The organism is Myroides profundi (assembly GCF_000833025.1).
Classification (GTDB): Bacteria; Bacteroidota; Bacteroidia; order Flavobacteriales; family Flavobacteriaceae; genus Flavobacterium; species Flavobacterium profundi_A.
This window is the reverse complement of sequence record NZ_CP010817.1, coordinates 3,798,764-3,811,227: the sequence shown is the minus strand read 5'-3', so window position 1 is coordinate 3,811,227 and position 12,464 is coordinate 3,798,764. Positions and strand designations below refer to the sequence as shown.

The following is a 12,464-nucleotide window of genomic DNA, read 5'->3' as shown; positions in this document are numbered from 1 at the left end:
GTGTAATACTTCATCCGAATACTTATGATTAATAATTGGTTTAAATTATACCTGAAACATTTCTGGAAGAATAAGGTGGTTTCAATTCTAAATATTTTAGGGTTAGCTGTTGGTATGACAGCTGTTATACTTGTATTGTTGTTTTGGCATAACGAGCATAGTTATAATCATTGGAATCCTTTTAAAGAGAGAGTTTATGAAGTTGAAGGATCATCAGAGTCTTTCTTTAAGAATTGGTTTCCTGCACCTGTAGCTAACAATTTAGACAAGTTATCAGATATTGTAGAGGCATATAATTTTAGCTTTACATTTGACGATATTTCAAGTGTTGAGGTGGATGGACGTAAGGAATTTCTCTATGATATTGATGAAAAGCAAGCTAATTTTTTTGAATTCTTTCCTTTCGAGACTATTTATGGTAGTGCAGAAGAGTATAAAACGAATTATAAAGATGCTTTAGCAATAGATATAGACCAATCAGAACGTTTGTTTGGTAAAGGTATTGATCCAATAGGAAAGACAGTTATATTGGAAAATGGAAAGGTATTATCTATTCGTTTTGTTTATCGTATTCCTGGAAAAAGTTCAGTTAATTTTAAAGGATTGACTTCATTTGTTACAGAAAATCAGATTGCTTATAATAGAGAAAATAACTGGGGGGATCATAATTACACTCTATTGCTAAAGTTAAAAGAAGGTGTTCAGATTAAAGATGTTCACGAACGTATAAGAGATGTGATTTATGACGATGTCTTCCAGATGTATATGAAGAAGGAGTCCATGACTTTAGAAGAGGTGAAGAAGAACTTTAACGCTAATGCTATACTTAACTTTAATTCATTAGATACAATTCATTTAAACCCAATTTCAAAAGGGTTAGGAGGAGGAGCAGCAGCTTCTAAGGTATTGAATATAATGATGACATCTTCTGTGTTATTGCTAATGTTGAGTATTATAAATGCAGTTAATTTAGCTTTAGTAAACAGTTTTAAACGTGCAAAAGAAATTGGTATAAGAAAGGCAATTGGTGTTACAAGATGGCAACTATTTCTACAGTTTATCTTCGAATCTATTATTTGTGTATTACTAGCTTTAGTGATTGCCTTAGTGCTTGTTGAGATATTATTACCCTATTTTAATTTGTTGGTTAATAGAACTATGTCCTTCCATGTTTGGGTAATTGCTTTGCCTATTCTAGGAATTGTCTTAGGAGTTGTTTTATTATCAGGTACATTACCAAGCTTGTTCTTATTGTCGTTTGATACATTAAAAGTGTTGAAAGGAAATTATTTAAGAGGAAAAGCGGGTGTTAGTCTTCGAAATATGTTTCTGATTCTACAATTTGTAATCGCCTTTTTCTTTTTGTCAACGGCTGTTTTTATAGATAAACAGGTAGAGCATATTCTTCAAGAGGATTTAGGTTTTGATGGTGATCAGGTTGTTAATATTAATTTTAAGATTAAAGATATCCAGAGGCGAAATGATCTTTATTATGATATTGAGTCTGATTTAAAAAAGATTAAAGGTGTAAAAGAAGTAACACTTCATTCAATGGTTATTGGAGGTGGGTATAGTAGTGCTTCAGGAAATAGAATAGGAGAGGCTTCGGTACAAAGTAACAACGTTCCTGTAGGATATGATTTTTTGAAAGTATTTGATGGAGAATTGAAAGAAGGACGTTTTTTTGATCGTGGTTTGGCGACAGATAGTATTAGTAAAGTTGTTGTTAACGAAACATTTAAATCAACTTTTAATTTTTCAGATGGAATACTAGGAAAAAAGATTAAATGGAATGGAAAAGAGTTTGAAGTTATTGGTGTTGTAAAGGATATGAAGGTAGAAGGAGTTAGTCAGAATACTAATCCTGTAACTTATTTTATGCCTAATTCAGTGGATTGGTTTTATCATTTAATAGATCATATAGCAGTAAAAATAGATACTAATAATACGCAAATAACCTTACAAGCTTTAGAAGAGTTTTGGAATAAGAGAATTGATTCTACCTATCCAATACAATACAAATTTGTCAATGAAGACTTTGCTAAAAGTTACCAAAAGACATTATATCAACGTACATTATTTGTGTGTTTGATGGGGGTCTCAGTATTTATAGCTTTGTTCGGTTTGATGGCAATCGTGTCCTTTAGTATTGAAAGTAAATTAAAAGAAATTGCTATTCGAAAAGTGTTAGGAGCAAACTCAATTAGTTTGATTCTGAAATTATCTGTGCGTTTTGTTATGTATTGTCTAATTGGATTTATCATATCGATTTACCCTGTGATTTATGTGATGAATATATGGTTGGAGGACTTTGTTTATCGTATTTCGATTACCGTGTTACCATTTGTTATTGCTTTTGTAAGTTTAATGCTTTTCTCAATGTTGTTAGTGTTTTGGAAAGCTTATAAAGCGACACGTATTGATGTTTTAAAATATATAAAGTATGAGTAAGAGTTGGTGTTTAGTATTGACTATTTTGTTTAGTATTGTAGGAGTAGCTCAAGAGCAGTGGACTTTGGAGGACTGTGTAGCGAAAGGAAAAGAGAATAGTTTAAGGTTGATGGTGTCTGCCTTAGAGACTAAAGTTGCTGAAAGTAGAAAGCAAAGTGTGGCATCCTATTATTTACCTGATATAGGGTTGAATGGGACACAGTCTTATAACTTTGGTTCTGCTATTGATCCTGCTACGAATAGCCGTGTGAGTTCTAATATTCAGTCTACAAGAGCTTCATTAGATGTTGGAGTTACGCTATTTGACTTTAGTAATTTTATACAACATAAGAAAGATAACCTATCTATTGATTATGCTACGTTGGAGAGTGAAGAAGTCCTATTTCAATATCAGACAGCTATTCTTGAGTTGTTTTATGAAATTATAGGTTCTCAATCCTTTTTAGAAATACAACAACAGCAACTAATTAATAGTAAAACAAACTTAGAGCGTGTACAGAAGGAGGTAGAAGCAGGCGCAAAACCTAAGAGTGATTTCTATGATATAGAATACATATATCACAGCGAGACTATTAGTATAGAGCAAACGGAGAATACTCTATATAATCAGAAGTTAAAATTACTTCATTTATTAAATATAGAAGATTTAGGAGTGAATGAGTTTAGTGTGGTACAAAAGGAGGAATCTATAGCACAAATAGAAGGGTATGAGTTTAATCCAACACTAGAAAAGAATCGATTAAGACAACGTGTTTTAGAACAAGAGAAGAGACTAATTAAGTCTAAGAATTTACCTCGATTAGTAGGGAATTATCAATATGGTTCTTTCTATTCAAAACCCTTTAATAGTGATATAGAATTGCGTACTAATTCTTTCTCAAAACAGATGGGAGATAATAAAAGTCAGTACGTTAGTTTTGGGTTGAGTATACCTGTGTTTCAAGGTGGAAATATACGTAGACAAGTAAGAGTGAAAAATGAAGAAATTCGTTTAAATACCTTGCGTATAAAGGAAAGTGAAGTTAATCTGAACAATCAAATTGAGGAGTTGAGAACTGAAATTACACAGTTAGAGAATATAGCAAAACAACTTCAAAAAAGTATTGAGCTATCAGAAAAATCATTTAGTACAACACAAGCAAAATATGAGAATGGAAAGGTAGATATCTTCTCATTTAATGCTGCAAAGAATCAATTATTGAGCTCTCAGTTTGCTTTGATTAAGAATGATTATAATCGTTCTTTTATGGAGCGCAAGCTTAAACTTTTCAATACAAATACACTATAAATATTAGTTATAACATTATTTGTATTTAGAATATATTAACATTAAAAGTTCAAATATTCCCACTATATTTGCGTTAGTCAGAATTTATATTAAATTGTTGAAAACGAATCGCATATAATGAAATTAGATAGAAAAGAAATCCTTAAGGCTTTAGAGAGCATTTCTCTAGCTGGAGAAGGAAAGAATATGGTGGAGAGTGGAGCTGTAAGTAATGTAATGACTTTCGGAGACGAAGTAGTAGTAGACTTAGTACTGAGTACACCAGCTTTACACATTAAGAAAAGAGCAGAAGTTGACGTGATGAAAGTAATTCACGATCAAGTATATGACAAGGCGAAAGTAAAAGTAAATATAAAAGTAGAGGCTCCTGAAAAGCCTGAGATTAAAGGAAAAGCTATTCCTGGTATTAAAAATATTGTTGCTATCTCTTCTGGTAAAGGAGGAGTAGGTAAATCTACAGTTACTGCTAATTTAGCTGCTAGTTTGGCTAATATGGGCTTTAAAGTAGGAGTATTAGATGCCGATATTTATGGACCATCTATGCCAATTATGTTTGACGTAGAAGGAGCTAAACCTATTTCAGTAGAAGTAGAAGGACGTTCTAAGATGAAGCCTGTATCTTCGTATGGAGTAGAGATCCTTTCTATCGGATTCTTTACAAAAGGAGACCAAGCAATAATCTGGAGAGGACCTATGGCTGCAAAAGCATTAAACCAAATGATTTTTGATGCAGACTGGGGAGAACTAGACTTCTTATTATTAGACTTACCTCCAGGTACAGGAGATATTCATTTATCTATTATGCAGTCTCTTCCTATTACAGGGGCTGTAGTGGTTTCTACACCACAAGCAGTAGCGCTAGCTGATGCTAAAAAAGGAGTATCAATGTTTATGTCAGAGAGTATCAATGTTCCTGTTTTAGGTATCGTTGAGAATATGGCGTACTTCACTCCAGAAGAATTACCAAATAATAAATACTATATCTTCGGTGAGAATGGTGCTAAGAATTTAGCAGCAGACTTAGATGTTCCTTTCTTAGGAGAAGTGCCTATCGTACAGAGTATCCGTGAGGCTGGTGATTATGGTCGTCCAGCAGCATTACAGAATGATACTATCATCGCAAAGGTATTCGAAGATTTAAGCAGAAACGTAGTAGAACAAGTAGTGTTGAGAAATGAGTCACTACCTGCTACTGAAGCTATCAAAATTACAACTATGGCAGGATGTTCATCAGTTGCTAAAAAATAAGACTTAATACAAGAAAAATATATGGCATCACAAACTATAAAACAGAATGTAGAAAAGGCGTTAGATGAGATCCGTCCATTTTTACAAGCAGATGGTGGGGATATCACTCTTATTGATATTCAAGATGACAAAGTTGTACAAGTTCGCTTAGAAGGCGCTTGCACAGCTTGTAGTGTTAATCAAATGACCTTAAGTGCTGGAGTAGAAACTACGATTAAAAAGTATGCTCCAGAGATCGAATCTGTAGTTAATGTGGGATAAAAATAACATAGTCAATCTTGAGTAATTTATGGCTTTACTTGCACTAGTTACTTAAGATTGACTTTTATCATTTTTAATAAATTTCGCAAAGGATAACTTTGCACAAAAGAACTACATCATGATTGAGACCGATATAATAATTATTGGAGCGGGCCCTACTGGTCTGTTCGCTGTATTCGAAGCAGGATTATTAAAACTAAAATGCCATCTTATCGATGGACTTCCACAACCAGGAGGACAGTTAACAGAATTGTATCCTAAAAAACCAATCTTTGATATCCCTGGATATCCTAGTGTTGGAGCTGGTGAGCTAGTAGATAATTTAATGGAACAAATAAAGCAGTTTCAACCTGGCTTTACATTAAATGAAGTAGCGGAGAATATTGAGAAGTTGGAAGATGGTACGTTTATCGTTACAACTAACAAGGGGACAAAACATCATGGTAAAGCAGTTGCTATTGCTGGTGGTTTAGGGTCTTTCGAGCCTCGTAAACCAGAGATAGAGAATCTTGCATTCTATGAAGATAAGGGAGTAGAATACTTCGTTAAAAAACCAGAGATGTTCGCTGGTAAGAAAATAGTTATCGCTGGTGGGGGTGACTCTGCTCTAGATTGGAGTATTTTCTTAGCAGATGTAGCTGCTGAAGTAAGTCTGGTACACAGACGTAATGAATTCCGTGGAGCATTAGACTCTGTAGAGAAAGTACAGGTTCTTAAAGACCAAGGAAAGATCAATATGTTAACTCCAGGAGAAGTTGTTGAATTAAAAGGAACAGATAAATTAGAAGCAGTCGTTGTGGAAATCGAAGGAGAGAAACGTGAGATAGCTTGTGATTATTTTATTCCATTATTTGGTTTAACTCCTAAGTTAGGACCTATTGGAGATTGGGGATTAGAGATTGAGAAGAATGCTATTAAGGTTAATAATGCATTGGATTACCAAACGAATATACCTGGTATTTACGCGATTGGTGATATCAACACTTACCCTGGTAAATTAAAATTAATTCTATGTGGATTCCACGAAGCTACTTTGATGTGTCAGAGTGTGTTCAATATGTTGAATCCAGGTAAGAAATTTGTATTAAAATATACTACTGTATCTGGTATCAACGGATTCGATGGTACACGTAAAGAAGCAGAAAAAGCAGTAGTGAAATCTATAGACTAGTTATGGCTGAGGATATTAAAGTAACCATTATCGATCGCGAAGGTGAGACTCACGTTATAGATGCCCCAACAGATATGGGGATGAATATGATGGAAGTTGTTCGTGCTTATGAACTAGCAGAAGACGGAACATTTGGTATATGTGGAGGTATGTTGATGTGTGCTTCTTGTCAATGCTATATGATTAATGGAGATGAAGTAGAATTACCAGAGAAGGGTGACGAAGAAGACGCTTTGTTAGATTCAGATGCTCGTAATGTTAAACCTACTAGTAGACTTAGTTGTCAGATACCTGTAGATGAGAGAGTAGAAGGATTAGTCTTCGAGATCGCACCGATAGGATAGAATAGAGATTTAATATATCTTAATAAAATAAGGCTTGTATCGTACGATACAAGCCTTATTTTATGGTCTCATGTTAAGAGACCTTTTCTTATTAAAAGTAGCTGTAAAGGATTAAAAAAAGGAAGTAAAGTACATTGTACTTTACTTCCTTTATATATTATATTTCTTCGCTTTCTTCTTTATCCTTTTTCTTGCTTTTGATCACTTTCATTACGATAGGTAATGTAGTCACTAATACTAAGAATAAGATAATGTATTCGATGTAGTGTTTTAGGTCTATATCATAGCTATCTAATAACCATACTTGTAGGTAGTGACCCGCAAAGATTAATGTAGTAGCCCATAAGAAAGAACTAATCACATTGTATAACATGAATCTCTTGATGTCCATGTGTACAATACCTGCTATAATAGGAGCGAATGTTCTTACTACTGGTAAGAAACGAGCGAATATAATTGCTCTTCCTCCATGTCTTTCGAAGAATACCTTAGATTCGTATAAGTATTTCTTCTTGTAGATAAAGTTGTCTTTGACATTGTAGAGATAGTTTCCACTCTTTTTACCGAACCAATACCCAAAACTGTTACCGAGGATACCTGCCAAGGCGACTAGAGTAGATAATAAGGCTACATTTAAGAAGTCACTTTCTATCGGTACTACTTCAGCCATTAGAGCTGTGCTGTATATTCCTGATAAGAAAAGTAAACTATCTCCTGGTAAAAAGAAACCTGCGAATAAGCCTGTCTCTGCAAATACAATAAATAATACGACATATATACCTATTGAATGTCCTGCTATCTGTAAGTTTATATAGAATTCAGGGTTTATAAGTTGTGCTATTGAAAATTCGTCCATAGTGCTTTTATGTTCTGTAATCTAACTTAATTGTTTAGTTTGTTCATTGTTTGTTTCAAATTTATCTATCGCAGCAGTTGATAAAGCATTTCCTAATACATTAGTCATACTTCTTCCCATATCACAGAAGTGATCGATCGGTAAAATAAACGCAATTCCTTCTGGTGGGATATTAAACATAGCACATGTAGCTACGATAACGATTAGCGATGCACGAGGTACACCAGCTACACCCTTACTCGTAACCATTAGAACTAGTAACATCAAGATCTGATCTGCTAAGCTCATATGTACATCATATATCTGAGCAATGAAGATAGAGGCAAATGTTAGATACATCATACTTCCATCTAGATTAAATGAGTAACCCAAAGGTAAGGTAAATGATACGATTTTTGGTGAACAACCGTAAGCTTTTAATTGCTCTACTAATTTTGGGAATACTGCTTCACTACTTGTAGTAGAGAATGCGATTAATAGAGGCTCTTTGATTGCTTTTAATAGTCTCCATACATCTTTACCGATGATTAGATAACCTACTAAGATTAAGACAGCCCATAAGATAGCTAATCCTGATGCGAAAGCTAGTAGGTACTTACCATACGTTAAGAAAATAGAAAGACCGTACAGTGCTACTGCACTAGCGATAGCTCCTAATACCCCTAGAGGTGCAGTCCACATGATATAAGTTACCATCTTTAAGACTACCTCTGATATTTTGTCAAATAATTTGATTACTGATTTTCCTTTTTTACCTAATGTAGATAGCGCGATTCCAAAGAATACAGAGAATACTACTATCTGAAGAATTTCATTATGAGCAAAGGCTTCGAATATACTTTTTGGAATTAAGTGCTCTACGAATGATTGTAAGCTTAATGAGTCTGTTTTGGTCAATAAGTCATTCGCCCCAGAGACATTATTTAAATCAAAGTTAGCTCCGACACCTGGCTTGAACCAGTTTACTAATACTAAACCTATCGTTAGAGAGACTAACGAGGCTGAGATAAACCATCCCATAGCTTTAGCACCTACTCGCCCTACCATACTCATATCTCCCATTTTGGCAATACCTACTACTAGGGTACAGAATACTAGTGGAGCAATAATCATCTGTACTAAACGGATGAAGATAGTACCTAGTAATTTAATGTTTTCTGCAAATCCTAATTTGTATTCTGGGAATGAATAGTGATAAATACTTCCAACGATTACACCAAGTACTAGCGCAATGATGATCGCTATAAAAAGTTTATTGTTTTTCATGTAAATCAAATTTGAGCGTGAAAATACCTCTTTTTTTTTCAAATCAAGACGATTTTAAAAAAAAATAACGTACTATAATGGTGTGAAATTCAATTATTATCGTTTAGGTTGTTTTTTTACTTTTTTATTATCAATAATACTATTAATTAAATATACACTCAGTATTATAGAAGTGCATTATTTATTAGAGTACACTATTTGTTGTCGTTTGTATAAGAAAGAATGTCTAGACTAAGAGAATTAGTTAACTTTCGAGCAAAATCAAAAGAAAAGCCTATTTTTACGCTTTAATAAAACCCTAACAATGAAAAAAATATTCTTATTTGCTTTAAGCTTAGCGAGTTTATCTGCTTTTTCTCAAGAAGTAATGACTAAAGAGCTTCTGTGGAAATTAGGTAGAGTAAGTCCAGTAGGAGTTACTAAGGATGGTAAAAACTTAATCTACAAAGTAAGCCACGCTAATATGACAGAAGATAAGTTTGATTCTAAGACTTATCAAATTCCTGTAACTGGAGGTACTCCTGTTGAAATTAAGGAATACAAACACTTACTTAATGATAAAAACATTTCTCCTGATGGAAAATTAGTTTTATTCGATGAGGCTGTAAAAATCAATAAAGTATTAGGTAAAGACCTATATCCTACGATGGAGAAGTCTGATGCGTATGTATATGACGGATTAGACTATAGACATTGGGATACGTGGAACGATGGTACACATAACCACGTATTATATGCTCCTACAGATAATAAAGAAGCGAAGATAGACATCTTAGGTAATGAACCTTATGATGCACCACAGAAGCCATTCGGTGGAGACGAAGACTATGTGTGGACTCCTGATGGTAAAGGTATCGTATATGTGTCTAAGAAGAAATTCGGTACAGAGTACGCTACAAGTACGAATACTGACTTATACTTATACGACTTAGCTACTAAACAGACTAAGAACTTAACAGAAGAAAATAAAGGATACGATACACATCCTACATACTCTCCAGAAGGACACCTAACTTGGTTACAGATGAAGCGTGATGGGTATGAGGCTGATAAGAATGATATCATTGTAGACTACAATGGAATCAAAATGAACCTTACTGCAGGATGGGATGGTACTGTAGATAGCTATAGATGGAGTAAAGATGGTAAGAAGATTTACTTTATCGCAGCTGTAGGAGGTACTGTACAGTTGTTCGAAGTGAACTTCCCTGGTAGAATACGTATCGCTATCAACGTAAGACAAATCACTGATGGTAACTTTGACGTGACGAGTATCGTAGATGTGACAGGAGATGTAGCACTAGTGACTCGTACGGACTTTAACCATGCTTCTGAGGTATATGCTTATAATATGGCTAAGAAGACTTGGAATCAAGTGACTAAAGTGAATAATGACGCTTATTCTAAGATTGCATTGAGCAAGAGTGAGAAGAGAATCGTGAAGACTGTAGATGGTAAAGATATGGTTACTTGGGTAGTATATCCACCTAACTTTGATCCAAACAAAAAATATCCAACATTGTTATATGCACAAGGAGGACCACAGTCGGCATTGTCTCAGTTCTATTCTTTCCGTTGGAACTTCCAGTTAATGGCTGCAGAGGGATACATTATAGTAGCTCCTAACCGTAGAGGGATGCCAGGACACGGTGTAGAGTGGAATGAAGCAATCTCTAAAGACTGGGCTGGAAAACCTATGCAAGATTACTTAGCAGCTATCGATGACGTAGCGAAAGAGAAATATGTAGATAGAGATAGATTAGGAGCAGTAGGAGCTAGTTATGGAGGATATTCGGTATTCTACTTAGCAGGAATCCATGAGAACCGTTTCAAATCGTTTATTTCACACTGTGGAGTATTTGATTTAGTAAGTATGTATGGTACTACAGAAGAGGTATTCTTCCCTAACTTTGATACAGGTGGAGCATACTGGGAAAAAGATAATAAAGATGCTCAAAACGCTATTACTAACTTTAACCCAATTAATAATGTAGATAAGTGGAATACACCTATCTTAATTATCCAAGGTGGTAAAGACTACCGTGTGCCAATTGGACAAGGACAAGAAGCGTTCCAAGCTGCTCAATTAAGAGGAGTGAAAAGTAGATTCTTATATTTACCAGATGAAAATCACTGGGTAGTAAGACCGCAAAACGCACAAGTATGGCAAGGTGAATTCTTCCGTTGGTTGAAAGAAACGTTGTAATATATAGTATATTAATAGTTAAGAACAGTGTATCTCTAATATCAGAGGTACACTGTTTTTTTATGTCAATATTTTTATTTTATCGTTTTGGTATAATTATTTGATTTATGTTAAAAACCACTTTTAAATATGTGATTAGTATAAATGTGCAGTTATTTCAATGATAAAAATGGAATAATTATTTCATCTGTATAAAGTAGCTGCTTGTTAACTTAAATTTGCATAAAAATAAAATAGCTATGAAAAAGATTATTTTTAGTGCTTTAGCAGCACTTGCATTTGTTGGAGTATCATCATGTAGTTCTGATGATAATAGTACACCTACCACAACAGAACCTAATAAAGTCATTAAGAACATCGAGAAGATAGATGTAGTTGTTTATGAAGATGGAGATAAGGAAGAAGACAAAACGTTTAACCTGAGTTATGCAGAAGATGGTAAGCTTACTTCTATTGAATATATTGAACGTGATGAGGATGGTAGCATCTTTGAAAACAGTAAAGGAGATATAGCATATGGTAGTAATAAGAAAGTAGAGAAAATCACTACTCCTAAAGAGGTGATATTGATAAAAGATTTATTGCTATACCAAAACTCGGCTTATAAATATGGTAAAGTACTTAAGTATGACAATAAAAAGAATCCATCTGAAATCCTTGTTTATAATGAGAAGATGGAAGAGTATGTAATTAGAATTACTTATGATGATAAGCCTTTCTATGGATTCCATACATTAAGAGCTGCAGGAGTTATTGATTTATTAGATGGTGTTGAATTAAATCTTGCTAGTCCAAGCGTACCAGCAGAGTTAAAAATGGCTAAAGAATTGTTGCCTAATAACAATCCTATTGCTTATACTTATACGAATAAAGATGGAATTGTACTGGATGACTTAAAAATAACTTACTCTTATGATGAGAGTAATTATCCTACTAAAACAATTTTAAAAGGAACTAGACAAATGGATTTCTATGATTACGTTGATGGTAAATATGTTTCGAACTGGACCCCTTTTGACATAGAAGTTGTAACTACTTATACTTATTCGAAGTAAAAAATAGATGTACTCTTTCTATTAATTGAAAAGAGCCCTTATACTATTCAGTTAGTATGTTAAGACAGTGTATTCTAGAATATAGATACACTGTTTTTTTATTATACGACTTTTCGTTTAAGATAGTGATATTTACCTTTCTTATATAGGTTAATCAAAGAATGTATGTAGGGTGTTTTTTACCACTTTTTTAGGGGTGGTCGGCTTGTGGTCGGCTAGTGATAGGCATTTGGTCGGCTTAAAAGTACCAAAAATAGCCTATCACTACCCGATCACATTGGGAACATATTACTATCACAGCAACTATAGTTCAATTTA

Annotated in this window: 10 protein-coding genes; 8 read left to right on the top strand and 2 right to left on the bottom strand. The window is 34.0% G+C overall.

The window, feature by feature from the left end; genetic code table 11:
* The first annotated feature begins 24 nt into the window (after positions 1–24).
* The 6 genes from MPR_RS16900 to MPR_RS16875 all read left to right on the top strand — a co-directional run bounded on the left by MPR_RS16900 (position 25) and on the right by MPR_RS16875 (position 6,763).
* Positions 25–2,451 carry an ABC transporter permease gene (locus MPR_RS16900; protein WP_041894619.1) on the top strand — a complete coding sequence of 809 codons (2,427 nt, stop codon included), beginning with the start codon at positions 25–27 and terminating at the stop codon, positions 2,449–2,451.
* Positions 2,444–3,739, top strand: a complete 1,296-nt coding sequence (locus MPR_RS16895; RefSeq protein WP_041894617.1) for a TolC family protein — start codon at positions 2,444–2,446, stop codon at positions 3,737–3,739. Before MPR_RS16900 ends, MPR_RS16895 begins: the two co-directional genes overlap by 8 nt.
* 117 nt (positions 3,740–3,856) lie before the next feature.
* Positions 3,857–4,987 carry an Mrp/NBP35 family ATP-binding protein gene (locus MPR_RS16890; RefSeq protein ID WP_006259789.1) on the top strand — a complete coding sequence of 377 codons (1,131 nt, stop codon included), beginning with the start codon at positions 3,857–3,859 and terminating at the stop codon, positions 4,985–4,987.
* A 21-nt stretch (positions 4,988–5,008) separates the two neighbouring features.
* Positions 5,009–5,248 (top strand): NifU family protein, encoded by a 240-nt coding sequence (locus tag MPR_RS16885; RefSeq protein WP_006259788.1) that lies wholly within the window; start codon positions 5,009–5,011, stop codon positions 5,246–5,248.
* A 118-nt stretch (positions 5,249–5,366) separates the two neighbouring features.
* Positions 5,367–6,419, top strand: coding sequence for an NAD(P)/FAD-dependent oxidoreductase (locus MPR_RS16880; protein ID WP_041894614.1), 1,053 nt, complete (start codon positions 5,367–5,369; stop codon positions 6,417–6,419).
* Between the two features lie 2 nt (positions 6,420–6,421).
* Positions 6,422–6,763: a 2Fe-2S iron-sulfur cluster-binding family protein gene (locus tag MPR_RS16875; protein WP_041894611.1), complete on the top strand. Its 342-nt coding sequence runs from the start codon at positions 6,422–6,424 to the stop codon at positions 6,761–6,763.
* Positions 6,764–6,920: 157 nt separating this feature from the next.
* Here MPR_RS16875 and MPR_RS16870 read toward each other — a convergent pair whose 3' ends face one another.
* Together MPR_RS16870 and MPR_RS16865 are read right to left on the bottom strand one after the other, a co-directional pair.
* Positions 6,921–7,619, bottom strand: coding sequence for a DedA family protein (locus MPR_RS16870; RefSeq protein WP_006259785.1), 699 nt, complete (start codon positions 7,617–7,619; stop codon positions 6,921–6,923).
* A gap of 21 nt (positions 7,620–7,640) precedes the next feature.
* Entirely contained in the window at positions 7,641–8,885 is a 1,245-nt protein-coding gene (locus MPR_RS16865; RefSeq protein WP_041894609.1) for a dicarboxylate/amino acid:cation symporter, read from the bottom strand.
* Between the two features lie 304 nt (positions 8,886–9,189).
* Between MPR_RS16865 and MPR_RS16860 the strand changes: the two genes are divergently transcribed.
* Positions 9,190–11,091 (top strand): S9 family peptidase, encoded by a 1,902-nt coding sequence (locus MPR_RS16860; protein ID WP_041894605.1) that lies wholly within the window; start codon positions 9,190–9,192, stop codon positions 11,089–11,091.
* Positions 11,092–11,330: 239 nt separating this feature from the next.
* Complete coding sequence (locus tag MPR_RS16855) at positions 11,331–12,146, top strand: hypothetical protein (RefSeq protein ID WP_041894602.1); 816 nt, start codon at positions 11,331–11,333, stop codon at positions 12,144–12,146.
* Positions 12,147–12,464 lie beyond the last annotated feature (318 nt).

Excerpts from the sequence above, each read along its gene's own strand:
- MPR_RS16900 (WP_041894619.1), top strand. The coding sequence starts at position 25 with ATGATTAATAATTGGTTTAAATTATACCTGAAACATTTCTGGAAGAAT.
- MPR_RS16895 (WP_041894617.1), top strand. The coding sequence starts at position 2,444 with ATGAGTAAGAGTTGGTGTTTAGTATTGACTATTTTGTTTAGTATTGTA.
- MPR_RS16890 (WP_006259789.1), top strand. The coding sequence starts at position 3,857 with ATGAAATTAGATAGAAAAGAAATCCTTAAGGCTTTAGAGAGCATTTCT.
- MPR_RS16885 (WP_006259788.1), top strand. The coding sequence starts at position 5,009 with ATGGCATCACAAACTATAAAACAGAATGTAGAAAAGGCGTTAGATGAG.
- MPR_RS16880 (WP_041894614.1), top strand. The coding sequence starts at position 5,367 with ATGATTGAGACCGATATAATAATTATTGGAGCGGGCCCTACTGGTCTG.
- MPR_RS16875 (WP_041894611.1), top strand. The coding sequence starts at position 6,422 with ATGGCTGAGGATATTAAAGTAACCATTATCGATCGCGAAGGTGAGACT.
- MPR_RS16870 (WP_006259785.1), bottom strand. The coding sequence starts at position 7,619 with ATGGACGAATTTTCAATAGCACAACTTATAAACCCTGAATTCTATATA.
- MPR_RS16865 (WP_041894609.1), bottom strand. The coding sequence starts at position 8,885 with ATGAAAAACAATAAACTTTTTATAGCGATCATCATTGCGCTAGTACTT.
- MPR_RS16860 (WP_041894605.1), top strand. The coding sequence starts at position 9,190 with ATGAAAAAAATATTCTTATTTGCTTTAAGCTTAGCGAGTTTATCTGCT.
- MPR_RS16855 (WP_041894602.1), top strand. The coding sequence starts at position 11,331 with ATGAAAAAGATTATTTTTAGTGCTTTAGCAGCACTTGCATTTGTTGGA.